Raw genomic sequence first — 22,143 nt, 5'->3', positions numbered from 1 at the left:
TTGTTCGATTATCGGAAACCGGTTAGTCGAAAACAGGCGCACGCTTTTCAAAGAAAGCCGTCGCCGCTTCCTTGAATTCTGACGAGCGAAGCTGGTTGCCGAAAGCGACCATTTCTTTTTCCATCTGCGCAATGATGGCGTCGCGGCCTGCACGGATGAGCTTTTTAGATTCAAGCAATGCATTCGGCGGCATTTGTGAGACCTGCGTCGCAAGCTTCATCGCTTCAGTGGCAAGATCACCGTCCGGATATACGCGAGAGATCAGGCCAATTGAGAGAGCCTCCTGCGCGGTCAGCGCGCGGCCTGTCAGCAGAATATCATTCGCCCAGGCCATGCCCACAGCCTGCGGCAGAAGGATGGATGAGCCCGCCTCAGGCACAACACCAATCTGCGCGAACGGGGCTTTGAATGTCGCACGATCACCTGCAATAACCAGATCAGCATGGAGCAGCATTGTCAGGCCGACACCGATAGACGGCCCGTTCACAGCGATGATGAAGGGCACGTTCACGTCGCGGATTGCAGCAAGGAAGCGGCCGACCTGAGATTCGCCTTCCGACGGCCCTTTCTGAAAATCGCGCAGATCGTTGCCCGCTGTGAACAGCTCACCATCAGAGGTCAGCAGCACCGCGCGGATGTCCTTGCTCTCATCAGCTTCGTAAAGCGCGTCAGCCATCGCGCCATACATATCCTGTGTCAGAGCATTCTTGGCCGCAGGACGGTCAATCTTGACGACACTGACGCGATCATGGCGCTCAACGGAGATAAATTCAGACATTGCGTTTCCTCAGGCAGATAGACTTTCTGCTTTCTGTCACAGACGCCCCAACGTCATGCAAGAGGTTTTAACGCATTTGATCAGACGCGGCTGAGAACGCTCGCAGCAAATTCTGAAAGCGTGTCATCGCGCGCGCCCATCACAATGATCCGGTCGCCGGGCTTTGCCAGCGCCACCAGTCGATCACCGCACTCATCCCGCGTTTCAAAGACTTCGGCCTGTTTGCCAGCAGCTTTGATGTCACCGACCAGATGCTCGCTGGTCACAGAGCGATCCACCGTACCGCCGAAATAGACCGGCTGCGGCATGATCAGGACGTCCTCATCATTCAGGCCGTTTACAAACGTCTCGACAAACTCTGCACGCATCTTCTTCAGCGGACCGAAGCCATGCGGCTGGAACATCACCAGAAGGCGGCCGTCAAAGTCATGCAGCGTGCGAAGGGTGGCGCCGATTTTATCCGGATTGTGCCCGAAATCATCAATGACGGTGATACCAGCCTCAGACGTGCCAACAATGTCGAAACGTCGCTTGATGCCGGTGAACTTCTCAACCGACTTACACGCAGCATCGAACGAGACACCCACCCGCGTCACCGCAGCGATAGCCGCCAACGCGTTATAGACATTGTGCACGCCCGGCATTTGCAGCGTTACAAATGCGGATTTGCGCAATTCGTCGCTCATATGTGCGCGGAAGGAAATGCTTGTCGGGCCCGGTTCGATATCGCTAGCGGTAAATTCGGACATCGGGTCATCCAGGCTGAAAGAGACCGAAGCATGCTCGGGTTCGTCACCATGACCGAGCAGCTTCTGGTTCAGGCGACTGGTTTCTTCATTCTCGTCGTTGAGTACGGCCACCTCAGAGCGGCGCGCAAAGCCTTCAAACAGAACACGCAGCTCATCCATCGTCTTATGGTCGAGCGCGATATTGTTGATCAGCGCGACTGTTGGATTATAGCGCGCAATCGAGCCATCGCTTTCATCCACTTCAGACACAAAAATCTCGCCGGACCCGACAAGCGCGCTCGCGAACAGTGCGTCCGGTGTGACGAAGTTCTTCATCACCGCGCCGTTCATCACGGTCGGCTTGAGCCCGAGATCGTGAAGGATCCAGCCAATCATCCCTGTCGTCGTGGATTTGCCGGACGTACCCGCCACGCCAATACTTTTCGGCGCCTCGTTAAACAGGCTGGAAAGAAGCTCGGCGCGGCCAAGGCGCGCGCAGCCAAGCTTCAACGCAGCCGCTACATCCGGAACGGTGTCTTCCACAGCGGCAGACGCAACAAGGATCTGATCCTTGCTTTGGAGGCCCGATCCATCCTGAGGAAACAGTTTGAAGCCCTGAGCCTTCAGATAGTCGAATTTTTCAGCCGAGCGGCCCTGATCATATGCGCGGTCAGAGCCTGAAACTTCGGCACCCTGCCCTTTGAGGATCATAGCGAGCGGCAGCATGCCGCTTCCGCCGATACCGCAGAAGAAATAGCTTTTGGCCTTCTGGCCCTCACCGGCTAGGGTCATAGCGAATCACTCATCTCTAATCCTTGTAGAGGTCTATATGGGCAGTTCCGGTTTGACGATAGGCGTGGTCGCCCCGGCTAAGGCGATCTCACAGGAAACCGCCGAAAAAGTGACGCGCTTCGCCCGTGAGCATTACGGCAGCGAGATCGAGCTGCGGTTTCACCCGCAATGCTTCCTCACGCATGGCCATTTTGCCGGCTCTGATGAAGCCCGCAGCCTCGCATTTCTGGAATACGCAAACTCACCGGATATCGATGTCATCTGGGCGGCGCGCGGCGGCTATGGCTGCATGCGCCTGCACGATTCCACATTCGAGCGCCTGAACGGAAATGCCAACGCCAAAGCCTATATCGGCTATTCTGATTTCGGCGCCGTCCTCGCCCGCCTCTACAAAATGCAGATTGGTCGCCCGATCCACGGCCCTGTCGCTGTTGAGATTGAACGCACGGGCGGCGAAGCCTGTATTGCACGCGTCTTCGATTATCTGACGGGGCGTTCGCTGGAAGGTATTGAGCCCATGGCCCGCGCACCACATCCACGTGTCGCGATCAATCTCTCGATCATCGAACACCTCATCGGCACGCACTGGCAGCCGGACCTCTCAGGCCATGTTCTGATGATCGAAGATGTCGGCGAGTACGAATACGCCATCGACAGGAAGATGTTCACGCTCTGCTCAAACGAGAATATCCGTCAGGTGCGCGGCATAGCGCTCGGACGCTGTTCAGACATTCCAGAGAATGAAATCCCGTTCGGCATGACCTATGAAGAGAGCGTGCGCGAATGGTGCCACCGCTCCGGCATCGAATATCTCGGCCGCGCCGATATCGGCCATGACATCGACAACAAGCTAGTTGTCTGGGGACAGGGATAAGCCGGTCAGCCTAGCTGGTCGGCTCTTCGTCGCCGCGATAAACGCCCTGCTCTTGCAGCGTTTCTTGAATTTCACGCGGAATGTAGTTCTCATCGTGCTTGGCGAGCAGCTCGTCGGCCTCAAACGTGTAGGCCTCCGTGAATACGCCGTTCGCAACCACGCCCTGCCCTTCACGGAAGAGATCCGGAATAAAGCCATCATAGGCAACCGCAATCTCGCCTTCTGCATCTTCAACAACAAAGCGTAGCGCGCCATCTTCGAGCGTGCGGACAGAGCCCATCTGAACCAGACCACCAATGCGCGCGCGCTCCCCCGGCACAGCACCGCCCTGCGCGACAAGGTCTTTCGGCGTGTAGAACAGCTGAACCTGACTGGACAGAGCCGTCAGCGTGAGGCCAACAGCGCCAACAAGAATCACACCAGCAATAACGATCAGCCAGAAACGACGTGCACGTGCGCGCATAGAAAACTCCCTAATTCCGGCCTTTATTTGGTGAAACCCTTGGAAGAATCAATGTGGCACGAAGTCCACCCAGCGGGCTGTCATCCAGCAGAAACTCACCGGAATAAAGCTCTGCCAGTTCTTTTACGATTGAGAGGCCCAATCCCGTCCCTGGTGCTGTTTCATCAAGGCGAACACCGCGCTTCATAGCTTCAACGCGCTCATCCGGCGTGAGGCCGGGGCCATCATCATCGATATGAATGGTCAGCTCGCGCGGGCTGGTTGCCTCTACACTTGCCTGCACCTTGGAGCTCGCCCATTTACACGCGTTCTCCATCAGATTGCCGATCATATCGTCAAGGTCCTGACGCTCCCCGCGGAAGAAAACAGGATCCAGGCGCGGCGCAGAGACTTCAATGCCCTCACGCGAATAGAGACGGTTCAGAAGCCGGGTCAGATCGCTGACCGCCGGCACGACTTCACACCGCGCACCCAACGCCTGAGCACGGGCTGCGGCCTGCGCGCGAGCCAGATAGTGCTGCACGTTTTCCTGCATGCGCTGCGCCTGACGCTTCACAAGCTGGGAAAGGTTGTCATCGCTGGTCGCGACTTCGTTCATGAGAACGGCAATAGGCGTTTTCAGCGCGTGAGCCAGATTACCGACCTGCGTGCGGGCACGCTCGACGACCTCTTTATTGTGGTCGAGCAGCTTGTTCACTTCGTCGGCCAGCGGCTGAAGCTCGGTCGGATAGTCCGCGTCCAGACGCTCGCGTTCACCTTCACGAATGGAGATCACATCCTGACGCGCGCGCACCATAGGGCGCAGACCGAGGCGCATAATCACGATCAGGAAGATGATCAGACCAACTGCGAAGACCGAGAATGCGATAAACAAAGGAACAATATAAACGTTCACCAGCGTGTCTTTCGCGCTGAGGTCATCTGACACCACCAGCATGAAGGTGAAATCGCCATACTTCACGCGTTGCGCAGCGATCCGGATGATCTGTTCGTCATCACGAAAACCAGTCGTATCCAGTGTCACAATGTCGGATGTATCCAGAACGTTCGAAACCTCGAACAGGTCTGTCCATTGCAAGTTAGGTTGTAGCTCGGCGAACTCTTCATCGAAGGAATCGATGAACGTCACGACCTCACCTTCGGTACTGATCTGCGCAACGCCCCAGAACCGGCCGGAGCCAAGGTCGAAAAAGTCAGGGTCAGCAGGTAGCTTACGGCGTTGAAGCGCCCACGCTTCAGTGTCTGAAATGATCAGGTCTGCCGGATTAATACCGAGCGAAAACACGCCATCATCATCTTCAGGGTTATAGCCAATGTCGGTCGGCGCGGCTGTGCGCGCCTTGGCTTCCGCGACTTCTTCCTCATCAAAGTCTTCTTCAAGCTTGTTGCAGAGAGACGGATCGAGCGAACAGTCGAACAGTGAACGGGAAAGAGAGGTAAGATCCTGCTGCAGCTCGAAATCAAGCGCAGCAATTTGCTGGCGTCGGTTCAGCACAGCAAGGATCAGCGCAATGACCAACAGCATAATCAGGCTGTAGACCGCTGCGCCAATCAATAAACGTCGCGACAGAGAGTGCGACTTTGCCATGCTCAGGCTTCAGCTTCCGGATTGATCAGGCGATAGCCAAGGCCGCGTTCGGTAGAGATACGGTCGGAGCCGATCTTCTTACGCAGGCGACCAATGAACACCTCGATCGTGTTGGAGTCGCGATCGAAATCCTGATCGTAAATATGCTCGACCAGTTCAGTACGCGGCACGACACGGCCCTGATGGTGCATCATATACGCCAGAACACGGTATTCGTGTGCCGTCAGCTTAATCGCCTTACCGCCAACCGTCGCGCGGGCAGACTTGGTGTCCACGCGCAGGTCACCGCATTCGAGAGCAGATGTTGCGTGGCCGGATGAACGGCGCAGAAGCGCACGCACGCGTGCCAGAAGCTCTTCGGTTACAAACGGCTTGGTGAGGTAATCGTCCGCGCCAGCATCAAAGCCAGCGACCTTTTCAGACCAGCGATCACGCGCCGTCAGAATAATGACAGGGAAATCGCGGCCATCTTCACGCCAGCGCTCGAGCACTGTCACGCCGTCCATTTTCGGCAGACCAAGATCGAGCACCACAGCATCATATGGCTCGGTATCACCAAGAAAGTGACCGTCTTCACCGTCTGCAGCCAGATCAACGGCATAACCGGCATGGGTGAGCGTGTCGGATAGCTGACGACGCAGATCAGGATCGTCTTCGACAACAAGTATACGCATGAGATGCCCCTCCCTTAGGTCCGGCGCAGAATACGTCCGGTATTCGCATCGACCACCAGATCGACTACCTGCCCTTGTGGCGTTTGCCAACGGATCAGATACCGATTCCCATTGATCGCACTCGTATTAATTGCCTGTCCGCCATTCATCTGCTGGCTGACACGCGAATAGATCTCGCCAAGGCTCAGCGCACGGCGAGCTACCTCAGACTGGCCGAAAACAGCTGCTGGTGTGGACGCAGAAAGCTCAACCTGAGCAGCAGCTGGCAAGGCAGCTGCAGCGGCGACGAGAAGAGATGTAAGAATACGTTTCATGATCATGCTTGTACGGTCGGATCGCTGAACCTTGTCTGAACAGATTAGTCAGGAAACAGCTGTGGCACACCCTTTCGCAGTATTTTACTACCGCGTCATCGGGATTCTACAGTCGCCGCCTGTTTCTTGCGCTATTGCCTAGGTGCGCTGCGGAGTTTCGTCGCGCTGGTCCCAGTTTTTGACGAAGTCTTTCAGCTGGGAATTCAGCGTTTCCGGCAGTGTGATCTGCAGGGTGACATAAAGATCGCCTGGCTCATTTTTCTTCTGAACGCCATGCTTCTTCATACGCAGCGTAGAGCCGCCTTTCGCGCCAGCAGGAACGTTCAGCGATTTGCGGCCGAGCGGTGTATTCACCTCAACCTTGCCACCTTCAACGGCTTCAGTCAGCGAGATCGGCACGGTCATGCGCAGATTGTCGCCATCGCGTTTGAACTGCGGATGATCTTTCACGCGCACTTCAATGAGTGCATCGCCCGGAGGCGCACCGCCTGTGCCCGGATGCCCCTGAGAGCGAAGACGCAGCGTCTGGCCAGACTTCACGCCCGCTGGAATGTTTACGTCGAGCGCTTTACCGTCACTCATGGAAAGCCGACGCTTTGCACCAGTGACAGCATCCATAAAGTCTACATCGACGATGTAACGCGCATCCTGCCCACGGGTCGCTGTACGACGACGTTGGCCGCCGCCTCCGCCACCAAACAGGCCGGAGAACAGGTCTTCGAAGCCGTCAAATCCCGGCTGACCACCGCCAGTGCCGTAGGAATGACTTCTGAACTCTGCATTTCCGAAAGGGGAGCCACCACCGGCGCTGCCGCCAAACGGGTGTCCACCCGTAAAGCGCGACTGCTCTTGACCTTCGGCATCAATCTCGCCGCGGTCATAGCGCGCTTTCTTGTCCGGATCAGAGAGCAGGTTGAACGCCGCCGTCGCGCGCTTGAACGTCTCCTCCGCAGCAGGATCGTTCGGACGCACGTCCGGATGGTTTGCTTTGGCCAGTTTGCGATAGGCCTTTTTGACAGCAGCTGCATCCGCGCCTTTGCCTAGGCCTAGCGCTGCATAGGGGTCCCAACTCAATTCTTCCAAATCCTCACTTTACACATGGTTTTAGGTAGGAAGCCTTCAGCCATTAAAAAGGGCAGTTTACTGCCTTTTTCAACTATACCGGACCAGCCTGAATATCGTGTTCGCAGGTCATATACCCCGTTTCACTTGTATATGGTTAAGCATAGGCGTTTCAAAGCGCTCTCCTTCGTGTTGCCGCGGTTGCTGAAGTCGTCACCACGAAAGGATATGAGCCATGGCTCAACAAAGAGATCGTGCCTGGAGACGGGCACGCGCTGCGCAATCGCGCGAGCAGAGATCAACCGCAATCCGTACCCGTGATCACGCTGGCGTAAAGCCAAAGCGCTGGTATGAGGTGTATTGAAGACGCAACAAGCTGAAGCGCGCCCAGCAAACGGGGCGCATCTGGCCGAGTATTGAGACTAAAGGGAGAGGCGTGCTGCCACGCCCTCTCCCACTCGCGCCGAAATCTGGCTCACTGATACCGAAAAACCGGACGAAGAGGCACCATCTTCAGCCTGCATGGCGGCGCTGTAGACCCAGCTTGTATCGTTCACGTCAGTTGTACGCAGAACGGTTCCGCCCGCGCTCACCTCAACACGGAATAAAAGCTGCTCCTCTAATAGAGGCACGCTCTTCTGATCCCACCGGTCGGCCGAATGGCGTGCACGGCGTGTCCATGTCAGTGACAGATCACCGGACGGGTTTGACACGGCGCGCAAATGACCCGGCCTTAAAGGTTGTAGCGCCCTGCCCTCGATCTGCGTGTCATAAGAGGCCGCATCACTGCCTGCCGCGCTGAATTGCCAATTCAGGCTCTGGCCAAGTTCATAATCAGATAAGCTGGCAGGCAGAACAGCGCCATCCAGCAGAACTATGCGTGCGCCCGCGTCTGCACCGAGCGCGGCCAGATCATCCGTGCCCGCAATACCTGTCAGCCAGCCACCAAGCAGAAACCGGTTCTCTTCGATCAGCTCTGCGGCCTCAAAGCTCGCAATCATCCAGCCCGCACTCGTCTCAACGGCGCAAAGATTGCCACCATTCAGCATGGAGAGACGCGACACGCTTTGCAGCTCGGCCTGCGGAAAGCTTGCCAGCACGTCTAGCGAGGTCCGCATTCGATCAGACACTCCCGCCGGTAGCGTAGACAAGAGCCGCCCGATACGTGCATTCTGCTCAATCACGGCACGGAGCGACATACTCGCGCCATCATACCCCGCGCTGACACTGATCGGGCCAGATGAGGGATAAGAGAACGCCGCGACCATTGGCCGGATATCGTCTTCACGGCCGGGAAGAGCTGGCAAATCCAGCACCACACCATCCGGCCGCGACACGTGTAGTGGCGGCGTACCGACGCCCGATACCGATTCCACACTGCCAAACGCCTGCATGGGCCGCCGCAAGGTGACATCAATCCTGTCGCCTCGGGTCAGCGTATCAATCTGCACCTCGCCAGAAATGCCCGGTACCGAGATGATATCGCCAACATCAAGCGTCATAGCTTCGGGCGACAAAGCGAGCTGCCAGGCATCTTTCTGCTCATTCACCTGATTTGCCAGATGCAGCGCAAGCGCGTTCGCATTCTCCGCACTCATCGCCATTGGCAGATTGAAACCGAGATCGCGATCGCCTGCAGCATCCAGCGAAGATTGATAGCTGGCAGGCTGATAATCAGCATCTGGATCGGGCGCGGTAATCCGCACCGTTTTAGGCATATGCTCGGCAACGCGGCGCGTGAACACGAGTGGCGTGTTCTCCCCGCCTGCAAACAACGCATCTGAAACCTGTCCTGCGGCTTCAGTAGACGTGTTGAAGAAGTTCAGACCGTCCTCAGTCTGCCTGCATGATACGCCGAAGACACCAGTCACGTATCCCAAAGCATCTTTCAGGGTCGAAGCACTCGAAAGCACGAGACCATGAAAGCTACCATCAACGCCGGATACGTCCACGTCGATACCTTCTGCGTTGCATAATTCTTCAATGTAGGCGCCAAGGTCAGAGCGCGTAATCCGGCCATTCAGCCAGTGCCCCCGCGCCCAGTTCGCGCCATCCGACCAGACATCTGTCAGCTGCGGAAAAGCTGGATACGGCCTCGCATCATAGGCCCATACGCTGAGCCCACCATCCGCGATCATTGGCCCTGCATAGACCGATGAGTACAGATTTCGCGCGCTGCTCACACCCCAGTATTCAGACAGGGCCATTATAGCAAGCCGCTGTATTTCATCGTCACGCGTGCCGTCCGAATAATGCGGCAGCCCGCTTTCAGAACTCTTCGGATCATAAAACACGTTTGGAGCGTTAGTCCCCTTATCGACAGCGCCGCAGCCGATCTCGATGAGCCGGATCGGTTTGGCTTCCGGCTGATAGGCTGTAGCTGTTAGAGACCTCGTGCCTGCGAGGCGTTCGTAATGCGCAGATTGCCACCAGTTCCGGATATCCTTCACGCGGAATATCCAGTCCTCGCCGTGGGCCGTGTCTACGATTGGTGTGCGTAGTTGCGCGTCGCGATCAGCATTGCTGGCATAATACCAGTCATAGCCCTCGCCGCCTTCAATATTTGCGCTGAGATAGGCCGTATCATGAAGTCGGGGCCAGTTAACTGCATCGAGATGATCGCCATCGCGCCAGTCCGAAAGCGGCGCGTACCAATCAATCCCGATGAAATCGATATTTGTATCCGCCCAAAGATCATCCAGAGGGAACAAGACATCGCCGCTACTGTCACCTGGCACATACGCGCCATATTCGGTCCAGTCGGCGGCGTAGCTGATTTCGACACCAGCGCCCACGATGGAGCGAACCTCTGTGGCGATTGATTTCAGCGCTTCAACAGCCGGATAGGCACCTGCATCATCGCGCAACCGCGTGAGCGAAACGAGCTCCGATCCAAGCAGGAACCGCTCTACCCCGCCTGCCAGAACGCAAAGAGAAGCCGCATGCAATACAAAGCGCCGATAGCTCCAGTCTGCCGGACCAGAATAAACGACATTGCCATTCGCAATGCTGAAATCAGCCGCGGTGGCCGTTCCGAAAAAAGCCTCTACCTCTGCCCGTGTCATCGCTGACTTATCTTCAGCCGCGGTGATCCGGCCACGCCATGGAAAGGCCGCCTGTTCAGCGCCGCCATATGGGTCTGCCAGCCCGTTTCCAACCGGAATATCCATCAGAAGAAACGGCGACATGGTGACGGAGATACCTCGCGCCGCGCATTCCTGAATGAGCGCAACAATGCCGGCATCATCCGGCGTGCCTCCGTAATTTGGCCGCCCTGCCTCGTCACGGCTGATCAGCCGCGCGTCTTCGCGTCCTGCCCCGCCGGCCTGCCAGTCAGCAGGAAGATTGATCTGGTCACGCGTTTCAACACCCGGCATGACGTTGCAGCTACCGGCGCGGAGATCATCGCCAAACCATCCGAGTGTCAGATTGATGTTCTCGATAAGCGGCAGCTGCGCCTGAAGCTGGTCCAGTGCGCGGATTACATCCACCTCGCCTGTCGCTGCATGCTGGTTTAACGGCGCTTCCCAGCCCGGATATTCAATCCGCCGCACAAGTTCTGGCGAGTACACAAATTCGCCGCTCGCCGGAATGAAGTTTACCGAGCGAACAACGCTTTCCAGCCCCTCAGAACTGCCGCGCACAGGACGCGTCACCTCGAAGGACAGTTGAGGCAAACGTGCGCCGAATTCATCCAGCGGGAAGTCTTCAAACACCATATAGGCAAGCCCGCGATAGGCAGGTGCGTCGCCCTCAGTTGCGACAATCAACGGGTCTGCGAGCTGGTCCGAACTGCCGCGATACAGACGGGAGGTGACATGCGCGAGTGAGAACGGCTCACCATTCGCCCAGATGCGATCTACGCCCGTAATTTTACCTTCGCAGATCGCAACCGCGAAGCTGATGGAGTAGCTATATTCGGCGATGGTCGGCCCGCCCTTACCATTGGCGGAGCGTTCAGATTTTCGCTCTTTCAGATGCGTTGCCCAGATGACCTGCCCGCCCACGCGCATGCGACCGAATACGCGCGGAATGCCTGCACCTTCGCGGCTCTCCATAATAGTGAGCCCTGAAAGCCTGCCCGTCTCAGCTACAGGTCCGGCGAGCGCCGCATCAATTGCCCCGCCCGCCAGACCGCCCACAGCGCTGCCAATCTGCGCGCCGGAAAGCTGGATACCCAGAAATGAAAGTCCGTCCGGCAGAAACGCCGCGCCAAGACGTGCGCCCGCCTCCGCAAATGCGAGTTGCGCCATAGTGATAATCCTTGTCTGAAATTGGCGCTGTCAGTCCGCGCCGGGAAAAGCAAAAGCAGCGACGATCCGGCGTCGCCACCACGGCACGAGCGAAGTTTCGCAAACCGCCCGCCCCCAATAGGCATGGATGATTGTGCCCACGCCGGTTATGATCGCCGCGTGTTTGGCAGGACAGCCAAGCCCCATGCGAAAGAGCAGCACATCACCTGCTTGCGCCTCGCCAATCGGTAGCTCGACGAGATGACGCCGCGCCGTATCCAGAAGTATGTCTTCACCCAGCGCTTCAGCCCAGTCCGGCGTGTAAGGCGGCGGCGCTTCCGGCTCGTCGCCGCACAGCTCACGCCACACGCCGCGCACTAACCCGAGACAGTCCGTGCCAACATGTTTCACACTCGCCTGATGCCGGTAGGGCGTACCCCGCCAGTCACGCGCGGCGGCGACGATCTCATCGCGCGCGATCATCGCTCAATCTCCCGTGAAGAACCGTCCCGCTTTTCGCCCGGCCCGGAAATCACTGCGTCATTGCCGGGCATATGAGGGAACCCGCGAAAGTTTTCAGCGTTTGAAAAGACATCGCGGCAGGTTGCGAACCGCTTGTCGCACTCAGGCTGAGGCGCGGACCCTACATCCACTCCACAGGCTGCCCCGCCAAACACTGTATCGCACCTTCGGCTGAAGACACGGCCGGAGGTGCGCTCCAGATCCGACTTGATCGACGCAAGGCCAATGGCGAACCGGTCGCCCTCTTCGCGAATATCAGTGATATAACCGGACCAGAGCCAGACACCCTGATCGGATGCTTGCCAGTCAACACGATAGACGCTGACTTTCGCTCCATCCCACACCCCTGCTTTCAGGTCGTCCGCAGTGATGCCGTCAGCCTCAAGCGCGCCTTTCAGATCCAGTGGCTCTGGTGACAGAGACAGTGTGTGACGCAATACGGAGGCTTCGATTACGAGTCCCGGATGCCAGCTCTCACCACGGAACGTCACAGCCCGATCATGATCGGTCACGCGAATGGTCTGGGAACCCTCACGCGTTTGCAAATGCCAGCAATAGCAGAGCGTTGTCGCGCCCTGAAAATGGCTCAACTGTTCGGCTGTCAGATCAGGCATTTGCGCCCTCCTCCAACTCGATCAGCGTCAACCGGACCAGCTGGAACGCACCAGTATTGGTCTGGCTGATCTCCAGCGTGTCCTGATCAAAGCGCACAGGTGTATCGAAGCTGAAACCAGCTGTGATCACTGCGCCATGGGCTGGCGGAGCCGTGAAAGTCACCACGCCCGTCGTGTCATCGACTGTAAACGCGTCTGCTTCCACGCCATCGACAGCGACGCGGACACCGCCCGTTACGGGGCGCGTTATCCTGCGCAGAGCCGACGCGCCGTCATCCAGAACGAGCTGAAACTGCGTCGTGACACCATCACCCGTCCCGATCTGCTGATCGAGCGGCGTGATTGTCTCTGTCGACTGCGAGGTGAAAGGATCGCGAAACCGGAAGCCCTGAAAGGCGCCGGATCGCGCATTGAAGAACCGTATCAGCTCACCGGCGTCACTGCGGCTCACAGGCACGCCCATCACAGACCATCGCCGCAAAGGGCGAGCCCGGCGCGCATTGCGCGTCTCACTGCCACTCGCCAGAGGAACAATGCTCGTCTGCCAGACAGGGCCACCGCTTGTCTGAAAGCCCAGCGGCGGCGCAAACACCTCATTCACAGTGCCGCTCATGACCAACGGCTCCCCGACGCAATGGCCTGCCCCAGAGCAGACGCAATCTGCCCTTGCGCCGAGATCAGACTTGCCGCGTCAGAGCCTTCAGGCATGGTCACATTGATCGCGACGGGCGCAGCCTGCGCCACACCTCCGATAGCTTGCGAAAACACCTGATCAAGCACCGCATTCGCTGCCAGCCGTGCGAGGTCTGCCAGAATAGACGAGACAAGATTTTCAAAGTTTACCTCACCCGTCCGGGCCGCCCGCGCCAGCGCCTGTTCGATACGTTCGCCCGCATCTTCAAACGCCAGCGCCATTGCGTCCGCTGCATACGGCACGTCCACGTCCGTAACGGCTTTCAGCGTGGTTTCAAACTCGAACAGATTGTCCATCGCGCCAGACAGGTCGAACATCTGTCCGTTTTCTGTTTCAGCCATGGGCTACTCCTTATCGGGAAAGGCAGCGAGCAATCGGGAGAGATCTTTCCTCCCGAAGCCGCCCTCTGATTTTGTTGCTGTGATAAGACGCCATTCGCGGAGCGAGAGCTTCCAGAATGCGTCGGGGGCGAGACCGAGCCTCAGAGCGGCCTGTAAGAGCCGCGCCCAGGGAAAGCCCTGCCGGCTCACTCGGTCGCCTTGCCAAAGCATGAGAGGATGGCTTTCAGAACGGTTTGGGGCTCAATCGCCAGCTCGCGCACCCGTCCGGCGAGGTCAGCTTCGCCTCCGCCGCGCAAAAGTGCCGCAAGCAGGATGATCAGATCATGTGCCGAGACTGATTTCAGCCGGATGGTCAGGTCTTTCAGGCTCATACAGCCCAGACCTCTTTCAATCTCAGCCAACGCGCCGAGCGTCAGGCAAAGCTTTCTCGTCTCGCCATCTATCTCGATGGCGGTTTCTCCACGTTGGGGGTTCATTGATTTTTCCTTGTGTCGCTACGCAGTCGCGTCTGTGATGCTCAATGCGAGCAGCCTTGAGCCCGTTTCATCGCGAGAACGGAGTGAAGCGGGAAACAAAAGCAAACAGTGGCCTAAACTTCGAGCACGCTGACTTCGCCCGCGCTTTCCAGCGTCAGGGCGAAGGTCGCCTCGCCATCGAAGTCGCCAGCATAGCTCAGCTGCGAGATTAGAAACGGACCTGTAAGCTCTGCAAAATCAGGGATGATCAGCTTCCAGTTCACGGCCTCTCGCGACATGAAAACATTGCGCATACGGGTATCGGACGCTTCATCGCGGAACACGCCCGAGCCGGAGACACGAACGGACTTTACGCCCGCACCGGAGAGCAATTCCCGCCAACCTCCCGAGCTGCCTGTATGCGTTGCATCTACCACTCCGGCATTCAGCTGGATTGTTTTCGCCCGAATGCCCGCAACTGCGATGTAATTGCCTGAAACCAAGCCGTCTTCTAGCTTGATCAGAACGTCCTGACCGGCCTGTGCCACCATAAAAATTCTCCACTTTAAATTTTATTTGATTTTCGGGGAACCGGAGTTCAGCTCGCGTGTTCTGTCCTTGTCCCACATGGACTTCCCCAAAGTTTGCGGCCGCCCGTACCGCAACATCTGGCCCGTCTGAGCGCTCCCCTCCCCCCCAACATGCGCTCGGCGGGCCACTTTTTTTTCTAAGCTTCGTCAGTGATTGCCCGCAGCCGCAGAAGGCCGCGAAATGTCGTGCCGTCAGCACGCAGAAACACATCAGAAAACACCGGATAGAACACAACGAGCGACTGCCCCGCGGGCGACAGATCTGCCGCGCGTAGTGCATCCGCGACGAGCGCGATCAGGCGATTGGCTTCCGCGCGGCCACCTGATCGGGAATAGATTTCCACGCTCAGCCGGTGATCGCTCAACTGGCCATCATCGCGGATTTCATGTCGCGCGAGCCGAAGAAACGGAAAGGCCGCTCTGCCCGCTTCTCCATTCAGAATGCGAGCAGGCGTGCCGAAGGATTCCTGTATGTCGCCCGCCTCAGCCAATGCGCGGATGACTTCATCTTCCAGAGGTTTGGCGTGGCTCATAGCTGCACCTCGCGCCAGGGACGCAGCGCTGCATGGAGGCGGGCACTGAGGTCTTCGTGTGACACCGCAGAATTGCCTCGCTGCTCATAGACAAATGCCACGATCAGTTTCATCGCGTGGACGAGATCTTCGGGCACGTCAGATGCCGTATCAAAACCAGCTTCCCAGTCGATCTCGATCTTCTGGTGTATGGTCCGTGGCCACACCCATGCGCCGAACGGTTTGGGGATGAGGCGCGGCGACAGACCGGGCTCCAGTTCGAAAGATGAGGTCACATCCTCACTGGTTTCGCCGTCCGTGAACCGAACAGCGAGAAGCCCCGCAGCCGGTCGCATAGGCAGGCGTAGGCCTCCCCGCTCCAGCACGTAGAGCGGCCAGTCATTCAGCGTCAGGCGCAGCGTACGACGCATGAGCGCCATGCCGGTTTCAGCCTCGATGCGCGCCCGGGCTGCTGCGATCAGCCTGCCAATCAGGGCATCATCAAAGTCTGCCCCGATCCGTGCAAACGCCTTAGCGTCGGCCATAGGCAAGGGTTCACCGCTTGGCGGCGTTAGTGTTTGTAAGTTCATTGGAATTTACTCGCTCGGTCTGGTTTCGTCAGTGTGCTCGAACGCGAGTCCTCACTCCGTTCGGGCGTTCTGCGCCTTCGCGTTGCTCGTCTGAAGCTCTACACAAGCGACTGCGCAGGCGCAGGCCGACCGAGCCCCTGCGAGGGACACGGCCGAGCAAACTAAACCCCTAAGACACAGCCATCTTCATCAGCTTGATGGCATCGAAGTTCTGAATGCCGCCGCCAACGCGCTTGGTCGTGTAGAAGAGTACATATGGCTTGGCAGAGTACGGATCGCGGAGCACGCGCGCGCCCTGACGGTCCACAATGAGATAGCCCTTTCGGAAATCGCCAAAGGCAATCGGCGTTGCATCCGCTGCAATGTCCGGCATGTCTTCGATTTCAGTGATCGGGAAGCCGAGCAGGCTCGCCGCTTCACCGCCCATGCCCGGCACGAAGATATAGCGGCCATCACCATCTTTGACCTTACGCAGCGCAGACAAAGTGCGGCGGTTCATGACGAAGCGTGCATTCGCCCGAAGGCCCGGTTTGACCGCATAGATGAGATCCAGAAGTTTCTCGACTTCCATATTCGTTGCAAAATCGCCTGCCGCGCCGGACGCGATATAGCCAAGCTGGTTCCAGGCGTGGCTTGCATCAGCGACCTGCGTATAGTTGAGGAAGCCCTTCGGCTGGTTCGTCCCCGTGCCCGTGATGAAGGCGGCATTTTCCTGCGCAGAGAATGCGTCCTGAACCTCATCGGCCAGCCATTCATCTACATCGACAAAGGCGTCATCGAGCAGGGCCTGCGTCGCTGCGGGCATGGCATAGAGTTCAGCGGCTGGAAAATCGAGCAGCGACAAGGTTGGCGCAGCCGTTTCACTGCGAGCGCCTTCTTCTGCAGCCCATGCCGCGCTCGCACCAAGACTGACGGGCTTGCGGAAAGTGCCTGCGCTCGTCTGGCGAACGGTTGCGATCTGACGCATCGGACTTGCCGCCAGAAGTCGCGCTTCAATCAGACGATCAAGCTGTGGCGGCGCGAGATAGCCACCTTCGCTTTCCGTGCCTGCATTGAGAGACTTCACATCGAGGCGGGACACACCACGCTCATCACCCGAGCGCAGATAGTCGCTCCAACCTTGAGGTACAGATTGGGCCTCTTCATCCACGACAGGCGCTGACGCTTTCATCGCGATCCGGTCGAGTGCAGATTTCGTCTCACTCAGAGATTTGTCGATGCGGCTTACTTTTTCATCGAGCAGTACATCAGCCGTTTTGGCTTCCATCGCCGAGAGACGCTGATCATTCGCCACTTTGAAGGCCTCGAATTCGGCCAGCAGCTGCGCTTCCAGAGCAGACGTGTCCGGGGATTGTTTGGTTTCCATATGGATCTCCTTGGTTTGTTTTTTTTGCTCGAAAGGCGAAGCCAGGCGGCTCTAAGCCGCTCGAAATCTGGCGTTCTTCGCCATCGGATTTGCTACGAGTGAGACTTCGACGAGGTCGACTTCAATGAGGTCACGGCCACCATCGGGCCGCATGCGCCAGCGCCGTGGCCGAAAGCCGATTGAGAGCCCGTTCAGGCCGGACTTCAGCTGACCGAGCGCCAGTTTCCCGAAAGGTTTTTCGCCATTAATGAGCCCGCGCACTTCGAGGCCGCGCCCTGTCTCGCGAAAGCTCGTCCATTCACCGGCGACCGCACCGGAGCGGTGTCGCCAAAGCATGGGTACGGCCCGCTGCCGCTTCAGGCTTTGCGCAAATGCGCCTGGCCGCACGCGGTCTCCCGACTGGTCTTCCTCAAGAAAGACCGAGGCCAGCCCCTCAATCAGCATGAGCCCCCTCCCCGGGGCTGTAGGCCAGCAATCTCGCGCTTTTCATCAAGGCTCAGAAAATCTGCGCCATTCAGCCGGTTCCAGAGCGCCTCACGCTCGGGCGCCAGAGCTGGCACGGCATCCAGATCGGGCTTCAGGCGAACACGGTCACGCGTCACACCGGACATCCAGTCTTCGAGCGCACGAGCCGTTCTCTGAACCAGCGGCAGGACAGTCTGCCGCCAGAAGGCGAGGTTTGCTTCGCGGTAATTCGAATAGGTGTTGTCGCCGGGAATACCGAGCAGCATGGGCGGTACCCCGAAGGCGAGCGCGATCTCACGAGCGGCTTCACGGCGGGCCTGAATGAAGTCCATATCCGTAGGCGTCAGCCCCATCGGCTTCCAGTCGAGTCCGCCTTCCAGCAGCATAGGGCGACCAGCGTGTCGCGCGCCGCTATGGGCTTCTTCCAACTGCTCTTTCAGGCGCTGGAACTGGTCCGGCGTGAGGTGTGCCCCGTCGCGCCCATATATCAGCGCGCCCGACGGCCGCGCGGCATTGTCGATGAGCGCCTTTGCCCAGTTGGAACCCGCATTATGGATTTCTACAGCGCGGGCAGCAGCTTCAAGCGGTGACATCGCCATAGCCCGCGAGGAAGGGTCCAGCGCGCGCAAATGCAAAAGCGTCGCCCAGCCAGACGCATCGCTGCGTACGATACGTCGCCCGCCGCGTGTACGGATGGAATACCCGCCGCCTTCTTTCAGTGGCTCGACTGCACCGGACGGCACGCGCTGAATGCCCGCTACGCCGCCATCCGCGCCGCGTACCATTTCCAGAAAGCCGTTTCCGGAGACTTGCAGGTCACCATACAAAGCCTCCAGAAGCGTCTGACCGGTTTCGCCAGCCTGCGGACGTACCAGCAGCAAACGTAGATAAGCCGCGTCAGCTTCGCACAGCTCACAATCCTCGCGCAGCGGCACGCTGGCGGCAGTTTCGGCCACCATGCGAATACAGCGATAGCTGACCGGATTTTGTCGGAAACCGGCCTCAACCAGCCGCGCCGGACTAGTCGCCTCCCATTGCGCATCAAGCACGCCGGACAGCGCAACAAGGCTCTTTGTTTCTGCGGCTTTCTTGTTCGAACTCCAAAACATCTAGAACGTCTCTCCTCAGTGCGGCGTCACAGAAGAGAGTATATATCCGAGGATCTATTGTAGGATTATTTTCTTATTTTTTTGTCCGGGCGCTGAATTTTCTGAGAAAATCAAAGTCTGACATGGAATAGCACCCAATAAAAAACGGCCCCGTTATCGGAGCCGTTTCAAAATCACGTAGCAAACTAAGCGCTGTGCTTACCCCGCCAATGCCATGTCTGAACTGAGCCATGCCATTGCGTCATTCTCACTCTGGTCTGCCAGGAATTTCAGGAACACATCTTCAAGAATGGCATCGAAACCCGCCTGCGGTGTCACTGCGTCCACGTTCGCAATCGGCGCGGCGGCATTCCCAATCGTTGTTTGCATCGCATGTCGATACACAATCGTTTCTTCTTCCCCGTCCTGCGCGAGAACGAAGGTGAACTCATACCCATCGGTAATCGTTGATCCCGCCAGGCCAAACGTGAGTCCAGTACCAAAGCCACTGGCAGCCGCTTCGCCCATGTCTGCAATATTATTGCAGGTTATGCTCAGGCTGGTGCCCTCTGGAATGTTGCTGATACCGGCGCGCTCCATCAAGCTGGCAACTGCAGTTTCCAGATACCGACTGCCACGTGAATTCGGTTCGCCGTTTGTGAGCATTTGTGTCGTCACGTTATAAGCTGAACCCTGAGGAATAGATACGTTTGCAAACGACAAGTCGCTATACTGTGGATCCACGTATGAATTGACGCTGATACAGCCCGTCACAGAAAAGGCGGACACGGCAATTGCAATAGTTTTCAGGTACATTTTCCCCCCTTGCTCGCGCACATCTTACGCGCTAACTGAAAGGAATAACAACTTAGAACCAAAGGCAAGTGTCTTTCTGGGTTGCTGTTACATCAGGGGGTTACATGAAAAAGTTTTTGATCGCGTGCTTGGCTGCGCCAGCACTCGCAGGGTGCGTTACGGCATCTGAGACCACAGCGCTTATTCCGCAGACCGCACTCAACCTTCCCGCCGGTTCCAGTCTGAACGAAGCAGTGTCGGTGACAACGCTTTCTCAGTCAAACGACTCGGCATTCAGCGCGCAGGTTTCTGATGAAGCGCTCGCAGACGCGCTTACAGCCGCTCTACGCCAGAACGGCCTTCTATCTGTTGACGAAGGTGTTTATTCAGTAGTGCCTCGTCTTGTTCACCTCGATCAACCTATGGCCGGTCTCGACATGACAGTCACCGCAACCATAAACTATCTGGTCAAAGCGACAGACACGGACTCAGTGGTTCTTGATAAAACCATTTCGTCCACCTTCACAGCGGGCGCAACTTCTGCATTTGCAGGCGCTACCCGTGTAAGACTGGCTAACGAAGGCGCCGTGCGTGATAACATCTCCGAATTTATCACCTTCTTCGCCGATTGGGCCGAAGACCAATAACCAGCTCGGGTTTCGCTAGATAGTCGAAATCCTTGGCGCGCATCGCGCCAGACATAGATGGGTGACGCCGTGAACAAGCGCGTCGAGACGGTTCGGGCTTTCATTGGAAAACCCGAACCCGACCATCTCGTCTTCCAACTCCCGGAAGTCGCCGACATGATGGACACGGCCCGCCGTGTAGAGTGCAGCTACAGGGCCAGCCCGCAGCTTCTTGCCAAGCCTCGCGTGTACGAGTTTCACTACGCGGCCCGTTCCGGTTTGCGCGATAACATCACGCACCAGCTCGCCGCCCTGATTGCTCTCAGCCAGAATAGCGTCCGCATCAAAGGCTTCGGCCAATTCCGCCACGCGCGGCGCCCAGACAGTTGAGGGTGCGCCCTGCATAGTGGCATCTGCCAGTATGAAAGCGTCATTTCCGGCCCGGCCAATGGCGATAATCCCGCAGGCATCGGAGCCCTGATGAGACGTCACAGCCGGATCGACAGAGACAATGATCTCGTCCAGCTCCGGCGCTGCCGCCACACGGCTCGCATCAATCATGGAGAGCGTAAAAAGAGCGCCCTCGCGGTTTTCCACCAGCTCGCCGTCCAACTCCTGCCGGCCGAGCGCCCCACTGCCATACTGCGCACGCATCGCCTCAACGAAGCCGGACGCCAGATTGGCAGAATTGAGCGCACTTGCCCCACGCGTCACAACGCAGCTTTCATCAGCCAGCAAGCGCTTCACGATGGGCACCGGCTTCGGCGTTGTCGTTGCGACCAGCCGAGGCGTGTCACCAAGGCGTAAGCCGAACTGAAGCATGTCCCATGTCGCAACGGCATTGTTCCAGGCGGCGACTTCATCCACCCATGCGGCATCGAATTGAGGCCCGCGCAGGCGTTCCGGCTCCTCAGCAGAGAAGGCATAGCCTACTGCTCCATTCGGCCAGACAAGCCGGTGACGGGAGGCCTCATATTCCGGTCGGTCATGGTGTGCACCGATCGATGCCAGCCCGCTTTCGCCGGTAATCATCACCTCACGCACATCATTCATGGTCGGCCCCACAAGCGCGATACGCTTGGCGCGACCTGCACGGATTTCGCTCGCCAGCCATTCAGCGCCAGCACGCGTTTTGCCCGCGCCGCGCCCGCCCATAAAGAGCCAGCTTCGCCAATCCCCTTGCGGCGGCAACTGGTCGCTACGCGCCCAGAAACTCCAGTGACAGAGAAGATCGGAAACCAGCTCATCAGGCAGACATGCCGCCCATTTCTTCCGGACGGATGGTCGCCGCGATGCGATCCAGTCGGCGCAGGAGTTCAGCTCGCGCGGCCTCGATATCCTCTGTGGCATAGAATACCCCTTCGCGCGTTTCGGTTTTACGGGACTCCTCAAGTTTGACCTGCGCCTCTACAGCGCGGATCAGTTGCAATGTCGCCTTGCCGAGAGCTTCGGCACCTTTGATATCGCCGGTTTCAAGCAGGCTCTGAGCCTCGATAATCTGCTCGCGCAGACGGACGGTCATGCCCGCAAGGTCATCAGGGTTCGAAGAAGTTTTGTCTGTGTTCGTCATGAGGGAGACTATACGCTCACCTCATCGAGGTAGGATTATATTCCTCTATTTTGCTAAAATGCTTGAGTTTGCCGGCGAACATGGCGAGGACAAAGCGACAAACGGAGGTCTCATCATGCGCAAAGTTCTGGCTCTCGCGCTCTCAACCGGCCTGCTGGCGGGATGCGAGCTACCGTTCCCGCGGGCGTGTAAGTACGACACATCGATTGTCTCCGGCACTGTGACCGAAGTCGCCGAATGGCACATCATCGTCGAAAACGAAGTGGAGACGTTTCAGGTCGACTATTACGACCTTGGCCGCGAGATGACCGTCGGTGAAACGGTGACCTTCGAGCGCGGCCTCATCACGCAAGGCACTTGCGTGCCCATCTATTACACTGAAGTCACACCCGACGCCGCGGGCGACTAGA

Annotated in this window: 27 protein-coding genes; 4 read left to right on the top strand and 23 right to left on the bottom strand. The window is 57.9% G+C overall.

Annotation, left to right across the window (positions count from 1 at the left end):
• Positions 1-22 precede the first annotated feature (22 nt).
• The gene (locus tag P1U45_RS09220) at positions 23-778 is read right to left on the bottom strand and encodes an enoyl-CoA hydratase (RefSeq protein WP_301058799.1); all 756 of its coding nucleotides are present in this window, start codon (positions 776-778) and stop codon (positions 23-25) included.
• A gap of 80 nt (positions 779-858) precedes the next feature.
• Positions 859-2,298: a Mur ligase family protein gene (locus P1U45_RS09215; protein ID WP_301058798.1), complete on the bottom strand. Its 1,440-nt coding sequence runs from the start codon at positions 2,296-2,298 to the stop codon at positions 859-861.
• A gap of 37 nt (positions 2,299-2,335) precedes the next feature.
• Between P1U45_RS09215 and P1U45_RS09210 the strand changes: the two genes are divergently transcribed.
• Positions 2,336-3,172 (top strand): LD-carboxypeptidase, encoded by an 837-nt coding sequence (locus P1U45_RS09210; RefSeq protein WP_301058797.1) that lies wholly within the window; start codon positions 2,336-2,338, stop codon positions 3,170-3,172.
• Between the two features lie 10 nt (positions 3,173-3,182).
• Here P1U45_RS09210 and ccmE read toward each other — a convergent pair whose 3' ends face one another.
• The 5 genes from ccmE to P1U45_RS09185 all read right to left on the bottom strand — a co-directional run bounded on the left by ccmE (position 3,183) and on the right by P1U45_RS09185 (position 7,285).
• Positions 3,183-3,635: a cytochrome c maturation protein CcmE gene (ccmE, locus tag P1U45_RS09205; protein WP_022694633.1), complete on the bottom strand. Its 453-nt coding sequence runs from the start codon at positions 3,633-3,635 to the stop codon at positions 3,183-3,185.
• Between the two features lie 10 nt (positions 3,636-3,645).
• Positions 3,646-5,223: an ATP-binding protein gene (locus P1U45_RS09200; protein ID WP_293609825.1), complete on the bottom strand. Its 1,578-nt coding sequence runs from the start codon at positions 5,221-5,223 to the stop codon at positions 3,646-3,648.
• A gap of 2 nt (positions 5,224-5,225) precedes the next feature.
• The gene (locus P1U45_RS09195; protein WP_301058796.1) at positions 5,226-5,897 is read right to left on the bottom strand and encodes a response regulator transcription factor; all 672 of its coding nucleotides are present in this window, start codon (positions 5,895-5,897) and stop codon (positions 5,226-5,228) included.
• Positions 5,898-5,911: 14 nt separating this feature from the next.
• Positions 5,912-6,211 (bottom strand): hypothetical protein, encoded by a 300-nt coding sequence (locus P1U45_RS09190; protein WP_155802624.1) that lies wholly within the window; start codon positions 6,209-6,211, stop codon positions 5,912-5,914.
• Between the two features lie 138 nt (positions 6,212-6,349).
• On the bottom strand, positions 6,350-7,285 hold the full coding sequence (locus P1U45_RS09185) for a DnaJ C-terminal domain-containing protein (protein ID WP_301058795.1): 936 nt from the start codon (positions 7,283-7,285) through the stop codon (positions 6,350-6,352).
• Between the two features lie 223 nt (positions 7,286-7,508).
• On the opposite strand from P1U45_RS09185, the gene P1U45_RS09180 reads away from it, so the two are divergent.
• Positions 7,509-7,637 carry a hypothetical protein gene (locus P1U45_RS09180; RefSeq protein WP_301058794.1) on the top strand — a complete coding sequence of 43 codons (129 nt, stop codon included), beginning with the start codon at positions 7,509-7,511 and terminating at the stop codon, positions 7,635-7,637.
• Positions 7,638-7,695: 58 nt separating this feature from the next.
• Here P1U45_RS09180 and P1U45_RS09175 read toward each other — a convergent pair whose 3' ends face one another.
• The 14 genes from P1U45_RS09175 to P1U45_RS09115 form a co-directional block, all read right to left on the bottom strand.
• Complete coding sequence (locus P1U45_RS09175) at positions 7,696-11,526, bottom strand: glycoside hydrolase/phage tail family protein (protein ID WP_301058793.1); 3,831 nt, start codon at positions 11,524-11,526, stop codon at positions 7,696-7,698.
• Between the two features lie 30 nt (positions 11,527-11,556).
• Positions 11,557-11,988 (bottom strand): NlpC/P60 family protein, encoded by a 432-nt coding sequence (locus P1U45_RS09170; RefSeq protein WP_301058792.1) that lies wholly within the window; start codon positions 11,986-11,988, stop codon positions 11,557-11,559.
• The gene (locus P1U45_RS09165; protein WP_301058791.1) at positions 11,985-12,641 is read right to left on the bottom strand and encodes a DUF2163 domain-containing protein; all 657 of its coding nucleotides are present in this window, start codon (positions 12,639-12,641) and stop codon (positions 11,985-11,987) included. The genes P1U45_RS09170 and P1U45_RS09165 overlap by 4 nt, the downstream gene beginning before the upstream one ends.
• Entirely contained in the window at positions 12,634-13,254 is a 621-nt protein-coding gene (locus P1U45_RS09160) for a DUF2460 domain-containing protein (RefSeq protein WP_301058790.1), read from the bottom strand. Before P1U45_RS09160 ends, P1U45_RS09165 begins: the two co-directional genes overlap by 8 nt.
• Complete coding sequence (locus tag P1U45_RS09155; RefSeq protein ID WP_301058789.1) at positions 13,251-13,676, bottom strand: phage tail tape measure C-terminal domain-containing protein; 426 nt, start codon at positions 13,674-13,676, stop codon at positions 13,251-13,253. Before P1U45_RS09155 ends, P1U45_RS09160 begins: the two co-directional genes overlap by 4 nt.
• A gap of 3 nt (positions 13,677-13,679) precedes the next feature.
• Positions 13,680-13,886, bottom strand: coding sequence for a phage tail assembly chaperone (locus tag P1U45_RS16665; protein WP_366144969.1), 207 nt, complete (start codon positions 13,884-13,886; stop codon positions 13,680-13,682).
• Positions 13,862-14,152, bottom strand: coding sequence for a GTA-gp10 family protein (locus tag P1U45_RS09150; protein ID WP_301058788.1), 291 nt, complete (start codon positions 14,150-14,152; stop codon positions 13,862-13,864). Before P1U45_RS09150 ends, P1U45_RS16665 begins: the two co-directional genes overlap by 25 nt.
• A gap of 113 nt (positions 14,153-14,265) precedes the next feature.
• On the bottom strand, positions 14,266-14,682 hold the full coding sequence (locus P1U45_RS09145) for a phage major tail protein, TP901-1 family (protein ID WP_293609816.1): 417 nt from the start codon (positions 14,680-14,682) through the stop codon (positions 14,266-14,268).
• 176 nt (positions 14,683-14,858) lie between these two features.
• On the bottom strand, positions 14,859-15,254 hold the full coding sequence (locus P1U45_RS09140; RefSeq protein WP_301058787.1) for a DUF3168 domain-containing protein: 396 nt from the start codon (positions 15,252-15,254) through the stop codon (positions 14,859-14,861).
• Positions 15,251-15,778 carry a phage head-tail connector protein gene (locus tag P1U45_RS09135; RefSeq protein WP_301058786.1) on the bottom strand — a complete coding sequence of 176 codons (528 nt, stop codon included), beginning with the start codon at positions 15,776-15,778 and terminating at the stop codon, positions 15,251-15,253. Before P1U45_RS09135 ends, P1U45_RS09140 begins: the two co-directional genes overlap by 4 nt.
• Positions 15,779-15,992: 214 nt before the next feature.
• Positions 15,993-17,189: a phage major capsid protein gene (locus tag P1U45_RS09130; protein WP_301058785.1), complete on the bottom strand. Its 1,197-nt coding sequence runs from the start codon at positions 17,187-17,189 to the stop codon at positions 15,993-15,995.
• Positions 17,190-17,240: 51 nt separating this feature from the next.
• Positions 17,241-17,633, bottom strand: a complete 393-nt coding sequence (locus P1U45_RS09125) for an HK97 family phage prohead protease (RefSeq protein ID WP_301058784.1) — start codon at positions 17,631-17,633, stop codon at positions 17,241-17,243.
• Positions 17,627-18,763, bottom strand: coding sequence for a phage portal protein (locus P1U45_RS09120; protein WP_301058783.1), 1,137 nt, complete (start codon positions 18,761-18,763; stop codon positions 17,627-17,629). The genes P1U45_RS09125 and P1U45_RS09120 overlap by 7 nt, the downstream gene beginning before the upstream one ends.
• 198 nt (positions 18,764-18,961) lie before the next feature.
• Positions 18,962-19,558 carry a hypothetical protein gene (locus tag P1U45_RS09115; RefSeq protein ID WP_301058782.1) on the bottom strand — a complete coding sequence of 199 codons (597 nt, stop codon included), beginning with the start codon at positions 19,556-19,558 and terminating at the stop codon, positions 18,962-18,964.
• A 104-nt stretch (positions 19,559-19,662) separates the two neighbouring features.
• Between P1U45_RS09115 and P1U45_RS09110 the strand changes: the two genes are divergently transcribed.
• Positions 19,663-20,184, top strand: a complete 522-nt coding sequence (locus tag P1U45_RS09110; RefSeq protein ID WP_301058781.1) for a hypothetical protein — start codon at positions 19,663-19,665, stop codon at positions 20,182-20,184.
• A 15-nt stretch (positions 20,185-20,199) separates the two neighbouring features.
• Here the strand turns inward: P1U45_RS09110 and P1U45_RS09105 are convergent, their stop codons facing one another.
• Positions 20,200-21,513 (bottom strand): terminase family protein, encoded by a 1,314-nt coding sequence (locus P1U45_RS09105; RefSeq protein ID WP_301058780.1) that lies wholly within the window; start codon positions 21,511-21,513, stop codon positions 20,200-20,202.
• Positions 21,410-21,733: a hypothetical protein gene (locus P1U45_RS09100; protein WP_301058779.1), complete on the bottom strand. Its 324-nt coding sequence runs from the start codon at positions 21,731-21,733 to the stop codon at positions 21,410-21,412. The genes P1U45_RS09105 and P1U45_RS09100 overlap by 104 nt, the downstream gene beginning before the upstream one ends.
• Before the next feature lie 115 nt (positions 21,734-21,848).
• Between P1U45_RS09100 and P1U45_RS09095 the strand changes: the two genes are divergently transcribed.
• On the top strand, positions 21,849-22,142 hold the full coding sequence (locus P1U45_RS09095; protein WP_301058778.1) for a hypothetical protein: 294 nt from the start codon (positions 21,849-21,851) through the stop codon (positions 22,140-22,142).
• Position 22,143 lies beyond the last annotated feature (1 nt).

Origin of the sequence: Ponticaulis sp. (assembly GCF_029210165.1) — a bacterium.
Taxonomy (GTDB): Bacteria; Pseudomonadota; Alphaproteobacteria; order Caulobacterales; family Hyphomonadaceae; genus Ponticaulis.
Note: the sequence above shows the minus strand (reverse complement) of the source record. Positions and strands in the feature narration are given on the sequence as shown.